Source organism: Pseudomonas rhodesiae, from assembly GCF_013285305.1.
Classification (GTDB): domain Bacteria; phylum Pseudomonadota; class Gammaproteobacteria; order Pseudomonadales; family Pseudomonadaceae; genus Aquipseudomonas; species Aquipseudomonas rhodesiae.
Window position 1 is genome coordinate 3329728 of sequence record NZ_CP054205.1, and the last position, 19690, is coordinate 3349417.

A 19690-nucleotide genomic window follows, 5' to 3' on the forward strand; every position below is an offset into this window, starting at 1 on the left:
CGTTCAGACGTGCTGACCGGAGGGTCAGGCGATCATCATTTCTCAATGACGGGTCACAGTACGCGGCATGTCGCCGGTCAAAATAGCCTCATTGCGTCATCCAGACGTCTGATATCGACATTTGCTGCCGTCCGGGCAGTCGCTGGAAAGTGCCGGCCGGCACCGAACTGCCGCCACCTATGCCGCCTCCGCGCTGGTTTTGTGAAATATCTGTCCGTAGACTGCCGCCATACCTCCCCTCTGAAGGCGGCGAAAAAACGTGATGCAAGTGACTGAAGTTTCCATTGCCCAACTGCGCGCGGCGCTCGAATCCGGCCAGACCACTGCCGTTGAACTGGTCAAGGCTTACCTGGCGCGGATCGATGCCTATGACGGCCCGCAAACGAGTACCGCGCTTAACGCTGTGGTGGTGCGCAATCCCCAGGCTCTGGAAGAGGCCCAGGCGTCCGATGCGCGCCGGGCCAAGGGCGAAACCCTCGGGCCGCTGGATGGCATTCCTTATACGGCCAAGGACAGTTACTTGGTCAAAGGCCTGACAGCGGCCTCCGGCAGCCCGGCGTTCGCCAAACTGGTGGCCCATCGCGACGCGTTCACCATCGAACGCCTGCGCGCCGGGGGGGCGATCTGCCTGGGCAAGACCAATATGCCGCCGATGGCCAATGGCGGCATGCAGCGCGGTGTGTACGGCCGTGCCGAAAGCCCCTACAACGCCGATTACCTCACCGCGCCGTTCGCCTCCGGTTCGTCCAATGGCGCCGGCACCGCGACAGCAGCCAGCTTCGCCGCGTTCGGCCTGGCTGAAGAAACCTGGTCGAGCGGCCGCGGCCCGGCCTCCAACAATGGCCTGTGCGCGTACACGCCGTCCCGTGGGGTGATTTCGGTGCGCGGCAATTGGCCGTTGACCCCAACTATGGATGTGGTGGTGCCGTTTGCGCGCACCATGGCTGACCTGCTGGAAGTGCTTGATGTGGTGGTCGCCGAAGACCCCGATACCCGTGGCGACCTGTGGCGCCTGCAACCCTGGGTGCCGATCCCCTGCGTCGCCTCGGTGCGCCCGGCGTCCTACGCACAATTGGCCGCCAGCCCGTCGGACCTGGCCGGCAAGCGCTTTGGCGTGCCGCGCATGTACATCAATGCCGACCCGGATGCCGGCACCAGCGAAAAACCCGGCATCGGTGGCCCGACCGGGCAGAAGATCCACACCCGTGCCAGCGTGATCGACCTGTGGCAGGCCGCGCGCCAAGCCTTGGAAGCCGCCGGCGCGGAAGTGGTCGAGGTGGATTTCCCGCTGGTCTCCAACTGCGAAGGCGACCGCCCGGGCGCACCCACGGTGTTTACCCGTGGCCTGGTGTCCAAGCAGTTCCTGCACGATGAACTGTGGGAGCTTTCCGCCTGGGCCTTCGACGATTTCCTGCGCGCCAATAACGACCCGGCACTCAACCGCCTGGCGGACGTTGATGGCCCGCAGATATTCCCCCACGACCCCGGCACCTTGCCGAACCGCGAAGACGACCTCGCCGCCGGCATGGACGAGTACGTACGCATGGCCCAGCGCGGCATCACGCCATGGAATGAAATCGCCAGCGTGCCCGACGGCCTGCGCGGCCTGGAACAAACCCGGCGCATCGACTTGGAAGACTGGATGGACAACCTCGGCCTCGACGCGGTGCTGTTCCCCACTGTGGCCGATGTAGGCCCGGCGGACGCGGATGTCAACGAAACCAGCGCCGATATCGCCTGGAGCAACGGCATCTGGGTGGCCAACGGCAACCTCGCCATCCGCCACCTGGGCGTGCCCACCGTCACCGTGCCGATGGGCGTGATGGCGGATATCGGCATGCCGGTGGGGCTGACATTTGCCGGGCGGGCGTACGATGACTCGGCGTTACTGCGCTTCGCCTCGGCCTATGAAGCAACCGGCAGCAAACGCCTGATCCCGCCGCGCACCCCGCCACTGAACGCCCACTAACGGGTTCGATGCCTCGAACGCATTTCACGTCAGGCCACGTAGGGCACGGCAATCAGCAGGATTGCCGTGCCATGGCAGGTGGTTGCAGGCACTACCCCATAACGCATGCGCACCAGGGCACAGGCCAACCCTTCCACAAGGGTAAACAGCAGCACAGGCCATCCCAGTTGGGTCACGCTAAGGGCCAGGAAACTATGGCACGCGGCAAAGGCCACGCCGCTGATCAAGGCCGCGCGAATCGGCGCGACCTGCTGCTCCAGGTGGCCCTGTAAGAAACCGCGAAACAGCACTTCCTCCAACGCGTTGGCGCCGTAAGCCAGCACGATCATGCCCGGCAACCACAGCCAATAGCCTGGGATCTGTTGGGCGTCGATCCCTTGGTAGGTACGCAATGGCACGCCGATCAGACACCCCACCGCCAACCCCATCAACAACCCCGTTAAGCGGGTTCCTCTGTACCACACCACCAGTGCCCCCAACGGCGGGGCCACGCGCGCAAGGCCTGCGATCAACAGCAACGACAGCCCGCCTAACGCCGCGAGCACGACCGGGTTCGCGCTGAACGCGATCTGCATCTCGCTGCCAAGGGCCCACATGCGCAGCGGCGTCATTGCATCGCGCATCAGCACAAATGCCGCCAGCAGAATCAGAATGCGCATAGCCACCAGCGTTCTGGGGGTGAGCGCGAACCACAGGCCGAATAACAAAAGGCCTGGCGCCAGGTACGCTCCATAGTCCAGCAGGACCACCATTGCCTCGGCGATCATCGGTTCTCCAGCGCCGACCTGTTCACATCGTGCAAACGACCCCACTGATCGGCTAAGTCGCCCAAGGTGCTGGGTTCGCCGCTACGAAGCCACGCCATAAAGGCCCGGTCGAACTTAAACGTCGGCCCACACTGATCACGCATAAAACGCCGAACGTTCTGGGTGCTTTTGTATTGCGCGGTGATGGGGGTGGCGCGGGTGAGAACGTCACGATGCCAGTCAATGTCCATTTTGAATCTCGGCTGAGTGATATTAAGGCGCTAGCATAACGGTGCGCCGTCCGCACAGGAAAGCACCAAGCCCTGAATAGCTTTCGACGCGCACTGTTAGGACGTCACATAAATAAATCCGCTTATACATCTCTCTATTTCTCTGGATAATCCAAATTTTACTTTCCATCCCAAGCTGATTTATTGCATGGTTGTACGACGACTTAATCGTCGTCTCGCCTCCATAACAATAAGGACCTCTCCATGCAAAACATCAAAGTGCTGATCGGCTTTCTATGTCTGTTCAGCGGCTACGTCGCCGCCGGCCCTGCCGCCGACGACCAGGATGTAGCCCAAGCCGTCGACCACCTGACCCAAGCCATGCTGCATAAAGACATCAAGCAATTGCAGGCCCTCACCGCCGAGAAGCTGACCTACGGCCACTCCAGCGGCAAGATCCAGAACAAACAGGAATTTATCGCCGACATCGAAACCGGCCGCAGCGGCTTCAAGACCCTGGAAATGCAGAAGCAGACCATCACCTTGAACGGCGATACGGCACTGGTGCGCAACCACTTTCACGCCCAAGCGGTGAACAGTGGCATCGAGGTGCCGACCGATATCGAGAACTTCCAGGTTTGGCAGAAGCAAAAAGGCCACTGGCTGCTGATCGGTCGGCAAGCGTTCAAGTTCTGACACACCCGGTGAGCCCAGCGCGGCTCACCACGCCACGATGTTGCGCACCTTGAGCAACGCCTCGCGCAGCGCCGGCATGTCCACCGACCCCAGGGCCAGGCGCAGCGCATGGGGCACATGGGTCGAGACCGCGAACGGCTCGGCGGTGGACACCGACACGCCCTGGCGCTGCAAGGCCATTGCCACTTGATCGGCGCGAGCGTCTTCGGCCAGCGGTAACCACAAAAAATACGAAGACGGATGGCAGGTGTAATCCAACCCCTTGAGCACCTGCGCCGCCAACCCCTGCCGCACCTTGGCGTCCTCGCGTTTTTGCGCTTCCAACTGGGCCACAGTGCCGTCTTCCAGCCAGCCCACGGCGATGGCGCTCATGATGCCGGGCACGTTCCATGTCGTGGCCATCACCCTGCGTTCAAGCGCGCTGACCCACGCCGGCGGTGCCGCAACAAACCCCACGCGCAAACCGGTAGCGACACTCTTGGATAACCCGCCGACATATACCGTGCACTCCGGCGCCAGGCTGGCCACGGGCGGCGGTGCATCTTCGGCGAGAAACGCGTAAGCCGCGTCCTCGATGATCATTAGATTGTGCTGGCGGGCGATGTCCACCAACCGCTCGCGCTGCGTCAGGTCCATCACCCAACCGAGTGGGTTATGCAGGGTCGGCATGCTGTACACCGCGCGCACCGGGCGGCGGCGGCACAACTGCTGCAGAGCGTCCAGGTCCGGACCGTAGGCGGTGACCGGCAGAGCAAGGATTTCCAGATGCAGGGTTTCGGCCAGCACCTTGAACCCCGAGTACGTCAGCGCATCGACGGCAATCACATCGCCCGGCTTGAGCAGCGCCATCATGGTCACCGCCAGGCCATGTTGCGCACCGCTGACCACCAGCACCTGTTCGGCCGCCACCGTTAAACCGCGACTAAGCAAGTGTCGAGCGACGGCGGCGCGCTCGTGTATACGGCCGGCGTGGGGCTGGTAACGCAGCAAGGCTTCCAGGTCGCCGGACAGCGCCAACTGGCGCAGAGCCGTGCGCAGCAGGTCGGCCTGGCCGGGCAAGGACGGATAGTTGAAATTCAGATCGAGCAGGCCCGCCGCCACGTTCATCTGCCCACTGCCCTGCCCCGGCGGCAAGGCGATCTCACGGACAAAAGTGCCCCGCCCCGTCTCCCCACTGACCAGGCCCATGGCCTCCAACTCGGTGTACACCCGGCTCGCCGTTGCCAGCGCCAAGCCATGTTCGGCGGCCAACTGACGGTGCGTAGGCAGCCGGGTTCCGGGCGCCAACGCACCTGAGCGGATGGCGTGGGCGAAGCGGTCGACCAGCAGTTTGTAACGGGCTCGCGGCATGGCGGCTGTATCCATGACAATTTTTTGATTGTCCCAATCCTCGCTCCTAGGATGACGCCCACGCAACTTCTCTTTTTCAGGCAGACCTCATGGAACGTTCCCTCGACACCCCGCACACCCGCACCCAGGGCTGGATCAACGGTTTTATCGGCGTGGTGATCTTCAGTGGTTCACTGCCGGCCACGCGCCTGGCAGTGATGGAATTCGATCCAGTGTTCCTGACCGTGATCCGCGCCACCCTAGCCGCGCTGCTGGCGGTGTTGCTGCTACGGGTATTCAAGGAGAAACGCCCCACACGCCAGCAGTGGCTGCCTCTGGCGATCGTCTCGCTGGGCGTGGTGATCGGTTTCCCCCTGCTCACCGCCATGGCGTTGCAATACGTGACCTCCGCCCACTCCATCGTGTTTATCGGCCTGTTGCCGCTGGCCACTGCGGTGTTTGCGGTGTGGCGCGGTGGGGAGCGGCCGCGCCCGGTGTTCTGGTTGTTTTCGCTGCTGGGCAGCGCATTGGTGGTGGGTTACGCTTTGGCGCAGGGACTGACCGCCGCTCCGGCTGGCGATTTGCTGATGCTGCTGGCGGTGCTGGTGTGCGGCCTGGGATACGCCGAGGGTGCCACGTTGTCGCGCAGCCTCGGCGGTTGGCAGGTGATCTGTTGGGCACTGGTGGTGGCACTGCCAGTGGTGGCGCCGCTGAGCCTTTTACTGGCGCCGTCGAGCGTCTCCGGGATCAGCCTGTCGGCGTGGCTGAGCCTGGGCTACGTGGCGTTGTTCAGCATGCTGATCGGCTTCGTATTCTGGTATCGCGGCCTCGCCCAGGGCGGTATTGCGGCTGTCGGCCAGTTGCAGTTGCTGCAACCGTTCTTCGGCCTGGCGCTGGCGGCTGGATTGCTGCATGAACAGGTCAGCCTGGGCATGCTGCTGGTGACGCTCATGGTGATCGCATGTGTGGCGGGCGCCAGGCGCTTTGCGCGGTGATCCGTCGTCGCGCAGCGGCACCATTAGCTCAGCGTTTTATTCCCATTCGTCGTTTGTCCTGCTAAACAGAGCTATCGCCACAGAATAAAAGGATGCGACATGCACGCCCCTTCACTGCAGGACACTACCGCGCCGGAAGGCGTCTGCTACGGCTGCGGCAGCAGCAACCCCCATGGTCTGCATATCAAGAGTCGCTGGGACGAAGACCGCATCCATGTGATCGCCGAGCATCAGCCCGACGCTCGCTATTGCGGCTGGCCGGACCTGGTCTATGGCGGCCTGATCGCCATGCTGGTGGACTGCCACTCCAACTGGACCGCCATGGCCTATCACTATCAGGCCGAACAGCGCGAACCCGGCAGCCTGCCGCGTATCGACTGCGTCACCGGCAACCTGGGTATCAAATTCATCAAGCCCACCCCCATGGGCGTGCCGCTGACGTTGCGTGCGCGGGTCGAGGGCGAAGTCGGGCGCAAAACCCAGGTAATCTGCGAGGTGTACGCCGGCGATGTGCTCACGGCCATCGGTGATTCGGTGTTCGTGCGCGTCGATACCGGCCAATTGGCTGCCGCTGCCCACGGTCGCAACGACTGAACCTGGGCTACCCTCACTGCCATCGCTTATTGAGGACTGCACTAATGGAACGTCTGACCGCCAAAGACTTCGCTCCCGAACTGCTGGAACTCTATGACGGCTATGCCCACGGCACGATCAACCGCCGCGAATTTCTCGACCGCGCCGCGCTGTTCACCTTGGGCGGGCTGACCGCATCGGCGCTGCTGGCGGCGCTTAGCCCCAACTATGCCCTGGCCGAGCAGGTGAAATTCACTGACCCGGCCATCGTCGCCGACTACATCACCTACCCCTCGCCCCAAGGCCACGGCACGGTACGCGGCTATCTGGTGCGCCCGGCAAATGCCAGCGGCAAACTGCCGGCGGTGGTGGTGGTGCATGAAAACCGTGGCTTGAACCCTTATATCGAAGACGTCGCGCGACGCCTGGCCAAGGCCGGTTTCATCGCCCTGGCGCCGGACGGTCTCACATCGGTGGGCGGCTACCCCGGCAATGACGAAAAAGGCAAAGCGCTGCAAGAGAAAATCGACCCGACCCGACTGATGAACGACTTCTTCGCCGCCATCGACTGGCTGATGAAACACGACAGCAGCACCGGCAAAGTCGGCATCACCGGTTTCTGCTACGGCGGCGGCGTGACCAATGCGGCGGCCGTGGCCTACCCCGACCTGGGCGCGGCGGTGTCGTTCTACGGGCGCCAACCGGACGCCAAGGACGTCGCGCGTATCAAGGCGCCGATCATGCTGCACTTCGGCGAGCTGGACACGCGAATCAACGAAGGCTGGCCGGCCTATGAGCAAGCGTTGAAAGCGGCCGGGACGACCTATGAGGCGTATATCTACCAGGGCGCCAACCATGGGTTTCACAATGATTCGACACCGCGCTATGACGACGCGGCGGCGAACCTGGCGTGGGAACGCACCTTGGGGTGGTTTCGCAAATACCTGGCGTGAGATCGACTGTCAGCGGGGGCTGCCTGCCGAAAGCTAGCACATGCAACGCTTGTGATGAGCAGGCTTGCCCTGCTCATCACGGCACGCTGAGGATCAGTGTTCCAGGGCATATCGCCGGCAATGGTTGAGGTAGCCTTGTTCATGGCTGCCCACCAGCTGCACCACGCTCGTCCATAGCCATGACGGCGCATCCAGTTGTCGGGTGCGGTTTTCCTGGAGCACGGCCATCCATGCTTTGCGGGTGGCGCGATCCATCTGGCGGGCGTGGGCGATGCCGACTACGCGGGCCAGATAACCGGCTGCGTGCATGGCATCGGTTTCGCTCAGTTCATCCAGCTCCAACTTCATGTCCTGGGGCAGCAGTTCCCGGATAAAAAAGCCGTGATCCAGAAAACGCGTCGCCACCATGCGCTCGCCCAATCCTGGCGATAGATGGCGTGCGCCTTCGACCACGCGACGACCATTGTCCCGAGGCATCTTCGCCCGCGGCGCTCGAGGTGCAGCCGCGCCCACGGCTTCCTTGATATCGATCAGGCAGTATTCCTGATCATCTTTGTCACCCACGCCGAGCAATACCGCATAGCGCATCAGGCCAAGGGAACTGCAGCCTTTTACCCAATACGCGGAGTCCAGCAGTTCAACCTTGGCATCCTTTGGCCGACCTTTGAGCGAGGTGACCAACTGTTGAATGTCATCCGAGGCGCAGACGTGCTCCAACGCGCTTTTTTCCGCGCGCGACAGCGACCAGAAGTGTTTGCCCAAGGGGATCGTCGGCCGCACGCTTTCGATCCGTTCCCGCGCCAGGTTTTTCCAGGTGCGCGCCACCGCGCTGCGCATGCCGGCCTTGACCTGGGAGGGTCGCGGCGGGGCTTCATCCGGCTTGTCTTTGAAGGCTTGCTCGTAACCCAGCATCATTTCTTCGAGCATGCGCGCAGTGGTCACACCTGGCAGGTCCGAACCCCGCGCGGCGGTGGCCAGGGACAGGGCCAGGCGCACCAGATCATGGGCCGGGTTGCCGATCACCGTTTGGTCGAGGTCGCGGATATGCATGTCGATACGGCCGTTGTTGTCGCCGGTCGGGCCCAGGTTGCCGGCGTGGCAGTCGCCGCAGATCCAGATCGCCGGTCCATGGGGCAAGCGGCGCCCCGGCAGGCTGTGCAGCCACTCGTAAAACTGTACGGTGCTGCCGCGCACGTAGGCGTGAGCCGAGCGCGCCATCTTCAGATTGCGCAGTTGAGTCAGGTGCGGCATGCGAGCGGAGGGGCGTGGAATTTTCATGAACAGCCTCAGGTGGGGCCACAGTAGATCGCAGCGCCTGGGAGAATGTTTCATTTTGTTTCAAGATAATGGCATTAGGACAGTTCAGACGTCGCCGGCTTGCACTTGCAACCACTCCTTGAACGCCAGCATTGCCGAGGTTTCGGCGCGCGATTGCAGGCGTGTCAGCCAGTAACTGCCGGTGTTGATGCCGACATCGAACGGCTGGCGGATCAGATCGTTCTCCAGTTGCCGCGTGAACATCAGCGCCGGTGCCAACGCAACGCCGATGCCTTGCAGCGCCGCATCCATCATCGCCAGGGAGGAGTCGAACACGATGCTGCGCGGCACCAGGGTGTCGACGGGCAAACCCGCGGCGTGAAACCACAGGCTCCACTCATCGGCGCGATAGGAGCGCAGCAGCGTGTGTTTCAACAGGTCGTGTGGCGTACGCAGTTGCTCGGCAATCGCGGGAATGCACAGCACCGTCAGCGGCGCTTCCAGCAGATGGCAGGCATCGGTGCCATGCCAGGCGCCGGCGCCGAAGCGTACTGCGTAGTCCAACCCCTCGGCAGCCACGTCGACACGGTTGTTATGGGTGGACAAGCGCAAGTCGATAAGCGGGTAGCGGGCCTGGAAGTCGGCCAGGCGCGGCAACAGCCAGCCTACCGCGAAGGTGCCCACCGCGCCCACAGTCAGCACTTCGCGGTAATGCCCGCCTTCGAACTGGCCCAAAGTCTGGGCAATGCGATCGAAGGATTCACGCAGCACCGGCAGCAGGGTTTCGCCTTCGCGGGTGAGCATCAGCCCGCGCGGCAAGCGTTTGAACAATGTCACATTGAGTTGCGCCTCCAGGCTTTTTACCTGATGGCTGACCGCCGCCTGGGTCACGCACAGTTCAATGGCGGCGCGGGTGAAGCTCAAGTGCCGGGCCGAGGCTTCGAAGGCGCGCAAGGCATTGAGGGGCAGATGGGAACGCAACATGGGTTTGAGCCCCAATTTTTCTAATGGCAGGTGCGAGATATGATCGTTTGTCGACCGAATGAAATCCACCTAGATTTGCGGCGCCTGCGCAGGCCTTTATCGCTATCGCGACACTTATAGGGAAGCCAACCACCATGCGTCACTACGCACACACCCTCGTTCTTTCTGCGCTGCTGCTCGGAGCGGGCAGCTGCATCGCCAGTACCGACCTGCGCCCCATGGTCAACGCCAGCATCGAGCCGCTGATGCGCCAGCAAGGCATCACCGGCCTTTCGGTCGCCGTAATTCACCAAGGCCAGGTGCAATACTTTAATTACGGCCTTGCCTCCCGAGAAACCCAACAACCGGTCAGCGAAAACACGCTATTTGAAGTGGGTTCGGTCAGTAAAACCTTCGCCGCCACCCTCGGCGGCTACGCCCAAGCCACCGGCAAACTCACGCTGTCGGACAAGGCCAGCCAGCACCTGCCGGCCCTCAAGGGTAGCGCTTTCGAGCAGATCAGCCTGTTGCAACTGGCCACCTACACCGCCGGCGGTTTGCCGTTGCAGTTCCCCCAAGCCGCTGACAATGCAGGCGGCATGCTCAACTACTTCCAGCACTGGAAACCCACCTATGCGCCCGGCGCACAGCGGCTGTATTCCAACCCCAGCATCGGTCTGTTCGGTTATCTGGCGGCGCAAAGCCTACAACAACCGTACAACGTCGCCATGGAGCAAACACTGCTGCCCAAACTGGGCCTGAAACACACCTATGTGAACGTGCCAAAGGCGCAAATGGCCCTTTACGCCCAAGGCTATGACAAACAGGACAAGCCCGTGCGTGTCAGCCCCGGCGCGCTGGACAGCGAAGCCTATGGCATCAAGACCAGCGCCCACGACCTCGCACGCTACGTCCTGGCGAACATGCACCCGCAAACCCTGGAACAGCCGCTGCAACAGGCCATCGCCACCACCCATAGCGGTTATTACCGCGTGGACGGCATGACCCAGGCCCTGGGCTGGGAGTACTACCCCTACCCCATTTCGCTGCAAGCGTTGATCGACGGCAACTCCACGCCCATGGCCCTGCAACCCCATGCAGCCAGCTGGTTCACCCAGCCCCAGGCGCAACCGGCCAATGTGCTGTACAACAAAACCGGTTCCACCGGCGGGTTTGGCGCCTACGTGGCGTATGTACCGAGCCAGGACAACGGCGTGGTGATCCTGGCGAACAGGAACTACCCGAACGCCGAACGGGTGAAGGTGGCACATGCGATCTTGAGTGCACTGGCCCCATAACGCACTCAGGCGGGCGTGGTTCTGCGGGTTATTCGGCGTACGCCCAGGTCATGCGAAACGACGCCCCGCCCCATTCCGACTCCCGCACCTCGACCTGCCCGCCGTGCCACTGTGACACCCGCTGCACCAAGGCCAGCCCAAGGCCGAAGCCGCCAGTGCGGCGGTCGCGGCTGGCGTCCAGGCGCATGAAGGGTTGGAAGATTTTCGCGCGTCCGTCCTCAGGCACGCCGGGGCCGTCGTCACACACGCGCACTTCATAACCGTTGCCGAATGCAAGCAATGACACGTGCACCCGGCGTTCGGCGTAACGAATGGCGTTGCGCAACAGGTTGATCACCGCGCGGGCCATAAAGCGCGGTTCGATCTGGATAAAATCCACCTCGCACACGCGCAACGATAACTGCACACCGGCCGCTTCGGCCTCCAGCGCCACGCTGCCGATCACGCTGTCGAGCCAGCTGTGGGCTTCGATGCGCTCGCGGGTGACCTGGGTGGCGCCGCGTTCCAGGCTGGCGTAGGTGAGCAACTCCGAGACCATCTCTTCCAGTTCGCCGAGGTCTGCGTACATGTCGGCAATCAGTTCGCCGCGTTGGCGCGGGTCGGCCTGTTGCTTGAGCTGGTCGAGCTCGAACGACAACCGCGCAATCGGTGTACGCAATTCGTGGGACACGGCGTTAGTGAGTTCGCGCTGATTGGCGATCAGGCTTTCGATGCGTTCGGCCATCTGGTTGAAGTGGCCGGCCAGCTCGCGCACGGTGGAGCGGCGCGGCAGCAGGATGCGTGAGCCCAGGTCGTTATCGCCGAAACGCTGGGCAGCCAGGCGGATGTGTTCCAGGTCGCGCCAATGCGGGCGCACCCAAAAATACAGCACAAGGGCCAGGCACACCCCGAGAAGGCCATAGGCCCATAGGTACAGCCATTTGGGCTCTTCCGGCAGTTTGATCTCCAGCAACTGCGGGCCAGCGTCGATAGCGGCGAGGAACTCCTTGAAGTCGCCACGCACCACCAGCAGGCCCTGAGCCAGCAGCGCTTGCTCTCGGGAGGTTAGCGCCTGGGTGTCTTTGTGCACCAATTGCAGGCGCAGCCCATAGTGCGCTTGCAGTTCGGCGAGCCGGGCCTGGCGCTGCGCACTGGGTAATGGCCGCAGTTGTTCGACCACGCCATACGCCGGGCCACGCATGGCCTCGCGGTTGTAGGTTTCGTTGGCGTCGGGCAGCAGCTCGTCGAAGGTGTAGTTGACCAGCCAGATTGCGCCTGCCAGCCCCAACGCCAGGATCAGATACAAACGCAGGTAAAGCCGCAGCACCTAGACCTCCCACGCAAATGGATTGAACAGGTAGCCCTTGCCCCAGATGGTCTTGATGCACACCGGCTCGCGGGGGTTGTCGTTGAGCTTGGCGCGCAGCTTGCTGATGTACACGTCGACACTGCGGTTGAGGCCATCGAAAGCGATGCCGCGCATACGGTTGAGGATGTCATCGCGCGACAGGATGCTGCCAGCGTTGCTGGCCAGCAGCCAGAGCAGCTCGAACTCCATGGTGGTCAGGTCGATGCGCTCGCCCCCCAGGCTAACCACCCGGCAACTGCGGTCGATGGCCAACCGGCCAAACGCTAGGGCTCCGCGCACCGTAGGCTCCGGCGCCTGGCGGCGTTGCAATGCACGCAGGCGCGCCAGCAGCACCGGTGGTTTGATCGGTTTGATCACGTAGTCGTCGGCACCGGACTCCAAGCCCAGGATATGGTCCAGATCGTCCTCTTTGGCGGTGAGGATCACGATGGGCGTGTCCGACACCCGGCGGATCTCGCGACACACCTGCAAGCCACTCTGGCCCGGCAGCATCAAATCGAGCACCACCATCTTTGGCGTGAAGTCTAGAAAGGCCGCCAGGGCCTCGTCGCCCCGGTGTACCACGCGCACGTCAAAGCCATGCTGCGACAAAAAATGTGCGATCAGCCCTGCCAGCCGCTCGTCGTCCTCGACAAGCAGGACCTTGCCCAGCCCCAGGTTTTCCATAGGTTCTCAGTTGCAAACGGCGATTGATTGAAGAGCGCGCAGTATAGGTGGCAAGCTGCACCACTTGAGCGGCCGGCCAGCTTCGATAAGCCAAGCTTCATGTTTTTAAGAGTTTTTAACAAATAGGCCGCAGTTTTTAACGCCATCCACAGGGAGTTGTATGCGCAAAGATTACCTGGCGTTCTTTGTGTCGCTGTTCCTGTCGCGGCTGGCGGACCAGATTCTGTTGTTTATCGTACCGCTGCTCGTATTCCAGACCACCGGCAGCGTGGCGTGGGCGGGCCTTGCGTTTTTTGTCGAGTCCCTGCCGCGCTACCTGGCATTTCCGGTGTGCGGCGCGTTGTGCGACAAGTTTTCGCCGCTGCGGATGTTGCATATCAGCCAGGTCTATCGGGCATTGGCATGTGCGGTCGCGGTGGCGCTGTATGGGTTGTTCGATGGGATTTATTGGTTGGTGATCCTGTCGGCCCTGTGCGGGGTGCTGACGACCCTGGGCATTATGGCGCGGGAAGTCGTGATGCCCCATGGCTTCGCACAGTACAGCTACGCCAAGACGTTGTCCTATTCACAGATCGCCGATCAGAGCGGGCTGGTGCTCGGTCCGCTGCTGGCGGCGCTGCTGCTGGAAATATGGAGCTGGCCATGGGTGGTAGCAGGCGTGGCCGGGCTGTTTGTGCTGGCCGATCTGGCCATGCTGATCTGGCAACGCCACACCTCGATGGGCCTGCCCAGTCATGCGCAGCATTCCGACATCTGGCTGCAACCGCTGCGTATCGCCTTGGGCCACATCGGCCGCCTGGCGGCGCTGAAGCGCATCATTATTCTGGCGGTCGGCGTCAACCTGATCGTCGGTGTCACGCTGGCGACCTCGGCGGCGTTGGTTACCGGCCAGTTCGCCGCGGGCAAGGACACCTACGCCCTGCTCCAGGCTGGCGGGGCGCTGGTCACCATTGCGATTCTGTTCTACCTGGCCCGCGCCACTTTACCCTTGAAGCTGATGGGTGGGCTGGGGTATTCGATGATTGCAATCGGTGCGCTGATCACTGCGATCAGCCCTGATGTGTGGGTCTATACCGTGGGTTTCCTGCTGATCACCGGCTTCGACAAGATGTTCAACGTGTACCTGCGCAGCACCCGCCAGCGGGTGATCCCGGTTCAGGACTTCGGCAAGACGGTGGGGGTGATCACCCTGCTCAACAACCTGGCGCAACCCTTGGCGGGCTTGGCGATTGCGCTGTTGGCCACGCCCCTGGGCACGCAAAGGGTGATCCTGTTACTAACCGGGATCACCGCGCTGATCGGCCTGGCGGTCGCCTCAGGCTGGCACGCCACTGTGAAAGCGGAACTCGACGTCGGGTGACTCGATCAGCTCTTGCTCGGCCGCCCTTACCCGCTCGATCACGTGGGCGATGTCCTTGGCATCGCCATATTGGTAGGCCAGCTTCAAGTACCCCTGAAAGTGCCGGGCCTCGCTTTTGAGCAGACCGAAGTAGAACTTGCCGAGTTCGTCGTCCAGATGGGGCACCAGCGCTTCGAAACGCTCGCAACTACGCGCCTCGATAAACGCGCCGACCACCAGGGTATCCACCAATTTGACCGGCTCATGGCTGCGCACCACTTTGCGCAGTCCCGAGGCATAGCGCCCGGCGTGCAGCTGGCGCAGTTCGACCTTGCGTTTTTTCATCAGGCGCATGACCTGCTCGTGATGCACCAACTCTTCCCGGGCCAGGCGCGACATCATATTGATCAGGTCGACATGGGCGTGGTACTTGGCCATCAGGCTCAGTGCCGTACTGGCGGCCTTGAATTCACAGTTCTTGTGGTCGATCAACAGGGTGTCCTGATCGGCCAATGCGGCCTGGACCCAGGCGTCAGGGGTACGGCAACCGAGGAATTCGTGGATATCGGGCAGGTTCATCGGGCTCACGGGCAAAGGATCACAAAAGGGCGCCGATTATACCGACCGTGCCGCAGACCACCAGCCACCGGGCTTGATGTGTATCAACATGACGCCCGGCGCGGAGCAACTATAGTTGTGACACCCCCCTTGTTTCCGGAGAAACCGACCATGCATGACGTCCGCAGCATCCTGGTGGTCCTTGAAACCGAACATTCCGAGAGCCTGGCCCTCAAGCGTGCCAAGCTGATCGCCGGGGTGACCGGGGCGCATCTGCATCTGTTGGTGTGCGACCGCAAACACGAGCACTCCGCGCTGCTCAGCGTACTCAAAGCGAGCCTGACCGAAGAAGGCTACAGCGTGACCACCGAACAGGCCTGGAACGATAGCCTGCATGACACCGTCATCGCGGTGCAGCAGGCTGAAGGCTGTGGTTTGGTGATCAAGCAGCACTACCCTGATAGCCCGCTGAAAAAGGCCCTGCTGACACCGACAGACTGGAAATTGCTGCGCTACTGCCCCGCGCCGGTGCTGCTGGTCAAAACCGCCACACCGTGGGCCGGCAAAGTGATCCTGGCCGCCATCGATGTGGGCAACAGCGATGTGGAGCACCGCTCGCTGCACCATTCGATCATTGACCATGGCTTCCGCATCGCCAGCTTGGCGAAGGCGCAGTTGCATGTGATCAGCGCCCACCCGTCACCGATGTTGTCGGCGGCAGACCCCACGTTCCAGCTCAAGGAAACCATCGAGGCACGGTATCGCGCGCAGTGCCAAGCCTTCCAGGCCGAATTCGATGTGGACGATACCCACCTGCATATCGAAGAAGGCCCGGCGGATGTGCTGATTCCACATATGGCCAGCAAGCTGCAAGCGGCGGTGACCATTATCGGCACCGTGGCGCGCACCGGCCTGACCGGCGCATTGATAGGCAACACCGCGGAGGTGGTGCTGGATAAAGTGGAAAGCGATGTGCTGGTGCTCAAACCGGAGACGTTGATGGATCAGTTGCAAGAGCTGGCTGCCAAGGACTGACGCCAACTTCCAAGACAACTGAGATCCAAAGTGGGAGGGGGCTTGCCCCCGAAAGCAACCTGTCAGTTGCAACCTGTGTTAACTGACAGATTGCTTTCGGGGCAAGCCCCCCTCTCATATTTGGAATTGCGCTGTCAGTCAGCCAGCGCATCGTTCAGGAAAGCCGGCGCGATATAGCGCTGGTAGTGGGCCTCGGACAGGATAAAAAACTCACGGTCGATAGCATCGCGCAGTTCCGGCAGGGCCCAGTCACGAAACTCCGGCAACAGCACCATGCCATAGGCCTCCAAATTGGAAATCACCCGCGCTCCGCGAGCAATCAACTGATACGCCCAGCAGTACTCGGACTGGTGCGGCACGAAACGGATCTTGCGCTGTTCCAGTTGCCAGCGCAGTTTCTGCGGGTCGAATACTTCAAGCTTGCCGGCCATCACCTGCACCAGCAGCTGCTCCAAGCGCAGCCATACCGCGCGCTTTGCCTCCTCGTCGTAACCGTTCCACTGGATCACTTCGTGATGGAAACGCTTGCAGCCGCGGCACACGAGATCGCCGTAGACCGTGGAGCACAGACCGACGCAGGGGGTCTTGATGGTTGAGTTGGACATGGGCGGCAACACGCAAATCAGCGAAACAGTGCGCCATGTTAGCCCTTTGTCTAAGCTCGATCACCCGGCAAACGTGACATGGCAACTTACCTTTAGTTTTTTTTTGCCGTAGAATCATCCGGCCTTGTAAGGCGCCAATAATCCGCTGGAAGCTGTTTTCAAAGCGTCACGAGCACAGTCGTTCCTTCAGAACGGTGTTGGCGATGGTGAATGACCCGGTAGGTCGAGCATCAGCGCCAACCCTCATCAGCTCCGTTCTGCAGGCGTAAAACTTTGAAAGCAGCTTCTGTAAGGAATGCCGGCAGCGCTGGCTTTGCGGCCCAAAAAGCCCCCGAGCGCATGCGTGCCGTTCATTTCTGGATGAGCGTCCCGTGGGACCACTGATGAGGGTAATAACTGTGCTTGAAGCCTACCGCAAACATATCGAAGAGCGTGCAGCCCTGGGTATCGTTCCCCAGCCGCTTAACGCCGAACAAACCGCAGGCCTGGTCGAGCTGCTGAAGAATCCTCCGGCTGGCGAAGAAGAATTCCTCGTTGACCTGATCACCAACCGCATTCCACCAGGTGTTGACGAAGCTGCCTACGTCAAGGCCGGTTTCCTGTCTGCCCTGGCCAAGGGCGAAGCCACTTCCCCCCTGATCGACAAGAAGCGCGCCGTTGAACTGCTTGGCACCATGCAAGGCGGCTACAACATCGTGACCCTGGTCGAGCTGCTTGACGACGCCGAGCTGGCACCTGTTGCCGCCGCTCAACTCAAGCACACCCTGCTGATGTTCGATGCGTTCCACGACGTGGCAGAAAAAGCCAAGAACGGTAACGAACACGCCAAAGCGGTGCTGCAGTCCTGGGCCGACGGCGAGTGGTTCAAGAACCGCCCGACCCTGGCCGACAAGATCAGCCTGCGCGTGTTCAAGGTCACCGGCGAAACCAACACCGACGACCTGTCCCCTGCCCCGGACGCCTGGTCCCGCCCTGATATCCCGCTGCACGCCCTGGCCATGCTGAAAATGGCGCGCGAAGGCATCGTGCCGGACGAGCAAGGCAAGACCGGCCCAATGAAGCAGATCGAAGAGATGCGCGGCCAAGGTTTCCCGATCGCCTACGTCGGTGACGTAGTCGGTACCGGTTCGTCGCGTAAATCCGCTACCAACTCCGTACTGTGGTTCTTCGGCGACGACGTGCCTTACGTACCGAACAAGCGTGCCGGTGGTTTCTGCTTCGGCAGCAAGATCGCTCCGATCTTCTACAACACCATGGAAGATGCCGGCGCACTGCCAATCGAGTTCGACGTCACCAACATGCACATGGGCGACGTGATCGACCTGTACCCGCATGCTGGCAAAGTCTGCAAGCACGGCACCGATGAAGTCCTGACCACCTTCGAAATGAAGACGCCAGTGCTGTTGGACGAAGTCCGCGCCGGCGGCCGTATCCCGCTGATCATTGGCCGTGGCCTGACCGACAAGGCCCGTGCCGAGCTGGGCCTGGGCCCGACCGATCTGTTCAAGCTGCCAGAAGCCCCGGTCGATACCGGCAAAGGCTTCACCCTGGCACAGAAGATGGTCGGCAAGGCGTGCGGCCTGCCGGAAGGCAAAGGCGTGCGTCCAGGCACCTACTGCGAACCGAAGATGACCACCGTAGGTTCTCAGGACACCACCGGTCCGATGACCCGTGACGAACTGAAAGACCTGGCGTGCCTGGGCTTCTCCACCGATCTGGTGATGCAGTCGTTCTGCCACACCGCGGCCTATCCAAAGCCGATCGACGTGACCACCCACCACACCCTGCCTGACTTCATCATGACCCGTGGCGGTGTATCCCTGCGTCCAGGCGACGGCATCATCCACAGCTGGCTGAACCGCATGCTGCTGCCGGACACCGTCGGCACCGGCGGCGACTCCCACACCCGTTTCCCGATGGGCATCTCGTTCCCAGCCGGTTCCGGTCTGGTCGCGTTCGCCGCCGCCACCGGCGTCATGCCGCTGGACATGCCGGAATCGATCCTGGTGCGCTTCAAAGGCAAAATGAAACCCGGCATCACCCTGCGTGACCTGGTTCATGCCATTCCTTACTACGCGATCCAGGCTGGCCTGTTGACCGTAGAGAAGAAAGGCAAGAAAAACGCCTTCTCCGGCCGCATCCTGGAAATCGAAGGTCTGAACGACCTGACCCTGGAGCAAGCGTTCGAGCTGTCCGACGCCTCGGCCGAACGTTCGGCTGCCGGTTGCACCATCAAGCTGTCCAAAGAGTCCATCACCGAGTACCTGAACTCCAACATCACCCTGCTGCGCTGGATGATCGGTGAAGGCTACGGCGATGCACGCACCCTGGAACGTCGCGCCCAAGCGATGGAAGCCTGGGTCGCCAACCCGGAGCTGATGGAAGCCGATGCCGACGCCGAATACGCCGAAATCATCGAGATCGACCTGGCCGAGATCAACGAGCCGATCCTCTGCGCACCGAACGACCCGGACGATGCCCGTCTGCTGTCCAGCGTTGCCGGCGAGAAGATCGACGAAGTGTTCATCGGTTCGTGCATGACCAACATCGGTCACTTCCGCGCTGCCGGTAAGTTGCTGGAACAGGTCAAGGGTCAGCTGCCAACCCGTCTGTGGCTGTCGCCGCCGACCAAGATGGACGCTCACCAACTGACCGAAGAAGGCTACTACGGCATCTACGGCAAGGCTGGCGCACGCATGGAAATGCCGGGCTGCTCGCTGTGCATGGGTAACCAGGCACGGGTAGAACCGAACTCCACCGTGGTGTCGACGTCGACCCGTAACTTCCCGAACCGTCTGGGTGACGGCGCGAACGTCTACCTGGCTTCGGCTGAGCTGGCGGCTGTCGCTTCGACCCTGGGTCGCCTGCCGACCGTCGAGGAGTACATGGGCTACGCGGCCAAGCTGGACACCATGGCCAGCGACGTCTACCGCTACCTGAACTTCGACCAGATCGCCGAGTTCCGCAAGATCGCGGCCAGCGCCAACATCCCGGTGCTGCAAGCCTAACGGTGTGTTGATGTGAAAAACGCCGCGTATCGCAAGATACGCGGCGTTTTTTTGTGCCTGGAATAAGCCATTGGTGCCAAGACAAAACAATGGCGGGAGAGGACCAGCCCCTCCCACACCAC

18 protein-coding genes are annotated in these 19690 nt (G+C 61.9%); 9 read left to right on the forward strand and 9 right to left on the reverse strand.

Annotated elements, in window-relative coordinates; genetic code table 11:
* Positions 1–259: 259 nt before the first annotated feature.
* Positions 260–1969 (forward strand): amidase, encoded by a 1710-nt coding sequence (locus HRH33_RS15055; protein WP_167418029.1) that lies wholly within the window; start codon positions 260–262, stop codon positions 1967–1969.
* Positions 1970–1998: 29 nt separating this feature from the next.
* On the opposite strand, the gene HRH33_RS15060 is transcribed toward HRH33_RS15055, so the two are convergent.
* Positions 1999–2736: a CPBP family intramembrane glutamic endopeptidase gene (locus HRH33_RS15060; RefSeq protein ID WP_167418030.1), complete on the reverse strand. Its 738-nt coding sequence runs from the start codon at positions 2734–2736 to the stop codon at positions 1999–2001.
* On the reverse strand, positions 2733–2966 hold the full coding sequence (locus HRH33_RS26425) for a DUF6434 domain-containing protein (protein ID WP_243269831.1): 234 nt from the start codon (positions 2964–2966) through the stop codon (positions 2733–2735). Before HRH33_RS26425 ends, HRH33_RS15060 begins: the two co-directional genes overlap by 4 nt.
* Positions 2967–3209: 243 nt before the next feature.
* On the opposite strand from HRH33_RS26425, the gene HRH33_RS15065 reads away from it, so the two are divergent.
* Complete coding sequence (locus HRH33_RS15065) at positions 3210–3641, forward strand: nuclear transport factor 2 family protein (protein WP_167418031.1); 432 nt, start codon at positions 3210–3212, stop codon at positions 3639–3641.
* A 24-nt stretch (positions 3642–3665) separates the two neighbouring features.
* Here the strand turns inward: HRH33_RS15065 and HRH33_RS15070 are convergent, their stop codons facing one another.
* A complete protein-coding gene (locus HRH33_RS15070; protein WP_167418032.1) occupies positions 3666–4991 on the reverse strand; it encodes an aminotransferase-like domain-containing protein in 1326 nt (441 codons plus the stop codon).
* Positions 4992–5080: 89 nt separating this feature from the next.
* Here HRH33_RS15070 and HRH33_RS15075 point away from each other — a divergent pair, with 89 nt between their 5' ends.
* The 3 genes from HRH33_RS15075 (at position 5081) to yghX (ending at position 7491) form a co-directional block, all read left to right on the forward strand.
* Positions 5081–5965, forward strand: coding sequence for a DMT family transporter (locus HRH33_RS15075; RefSeq protein WP_094066578.1), 885 nt, complete (start codon positions 5081–5083; stop codon positions 5963–5965).
* A 99-nt stretch (positions 5966–6064) separates the two neighbouring features.
* Positions 6065–6559: a PaaI family thioesterase gene (locus HRH33_RS15080; protein ID WP_047882347.1), complete on the forward strand. Its 495-nt coding sequence runs from the start codon at positions 6065–6067 to the stop codon at positions 6557–6559.
* A 44-nt stretch (positions 6560–6603) separates the two neighbouring features.
* On the forward strand, positions 6604–7491 hold the full coding sequence (gene yghX, locus HRH33_RS15085; RefSeq protein WP_034138331.1) for a YghX family hydrolase: 888 nt from the start codon (positions 6604–6606) through the stop codon (positions 7489–7491).
* 93 nt (positions 7492–7584) lie between these two features.
* On the opposite strand, the gene HRH33_RS15090 is transcribed toward yghX, so the two are convergent.
* Together HRH33_RS15090 and HRH33_RS15095 are read right to left on the reverse strand one after the other, a co-directional pair.
* On the reverse strand, positions 7585–8769 hold the full coding sequence (locus HRH33_RS15090) for a DUF2252 family protein (RefSeq protein ID WP_034098185.1): 1185 nt from the start codon (positions 8767–8769) through the stop codon (positions 7585–7587).
* Between the two features lie 84 nt (positions 8770–8853).
* Complete coding sequence (locus HRH33_RS15095) at positions 8854–9732, reverse strand: LysR family transcriptional regulator (protein ID WP_167418033.1); 879 nt, start codon at positions 9730–9732, stop codon at positions 8854–8856.
* Between the two features lie 134 nt (positions 9733–9866).
* On the opposite strand from HRH33_RS15095, the gene ampC reads away from it, so the two are divergent.
* Positions 9867–11009, forward strand: coding sequence for a class C beta-lactamase (ampC, locus tag HRH33_RS15100; protein ID WP_167418034.1), 1143 nt, complete (start codon positions 9867–9869; stop codon positions 11007–11009).
* Positions 11010–11037: 28 nt separating this feature from the next.
* On the opposite strand, the gene HRH33_RS15105 is transcribed toward ampC, so the two are convergent.
* Positions 11038–12315: an ATP-binding protein gene (locus HRH33_RS15105; RefSeq protein ID WP_167418035.1), complete on the reverse strand. Its 1278-nt coding sequence runs from the start codon at positions 12313–12315 to the stop codon at positions 11038–11040.
* Positions 12316–13023, reverse strand: coding sequence for a winged helix-turn-helix domain-containing protein (locus tag HRH33_RS15110; protein WP_167418036.1), 708 nt, complete (start codon positions 13021–13023; stop codon positions 12316–12318). It lies immediately after the preceding gene.
* 160 nt (positions 13024–13183) lie between these two features.
* On the opposite strand from HRH33_RS15110, the gene HRH33_RS15115 reads away from it, so the two are divergent.
* A complete protein-coding gene (locus HRH33_RS15115; RefSeq protein WP_167418037.1) occupies positions 13184–14383 on the forward strand; it encodes an MFS transporter in 1200 nt (399 codons plus the stop codon).
* On the opposite strand, the gene HRH33_RS15120 is transcribed toward HRH33_RS15115, so the two are convergent.
* Positions 14339–14941, reverse strand: coding sequence for a MiaE family protein (locus tag HRH33_RS15120; RefSeq protein ID WP_034138336.1), 603 nt, complete (start codon positions 14939–14941; stop codon positions 14339–14341). The genes HRH33_RS15115 and HRH33_RS15120 overlap by 45 nt on opposite strands.
* 150 nt (positions 14942–15091) lie before the next feature.
* Here HRH33_RS15120 and HRH33_RS15125 point away from each other — a divergent pair, with 150 nt between their 5' ends.
* Positions 15092–15955, forward strand: a complete 864-nt coding sequence (locus tag HRH33_RS15125; RefSeq protein WP_167418038.1) for a universal stress protein — start codon at positions 15092–15094, stop codon at positions 15953–15955.
* 134 nt (positions 15956–16089) lie between these two features.
* On the opposite strand, the gene HRH33_RS15130 is transcribed toward HRH33_RS15125, so the two are convergent.
* The gene (locus HRH33_RS15130) at positions 16090–16560 is read right to left on the reverse strand and encodes a DUF1289 domain-containing protein (protein ID WP_034098199.1); all 471 of its coding nucleotides are present in this window, start codon (positions 16558–16560) and stop codon (positions 16090–16092) included.
* A gap of 398 nt (positions 16561–16958) precedes the next feature.
* Here HRH33_RS15130 and acnB point away from each other — a divergent pair, with 398 nt between their 5' ends.
* Positions 16959–19568 (forward strand): bifunctional aconitate hydratase 2/2-methylisocitrate dehydratase, encoded by a 2610-nt coding sequence (acnB, locus tag HRH33_RS15135; protein ID WP_034098200.1) that lies wholly within the window; start codon positions 16959–16961, stop codon positions 19566–19568.
* The last annotated feature ends 122 nt before the right edge of the window (positions 19569–19690 follow it).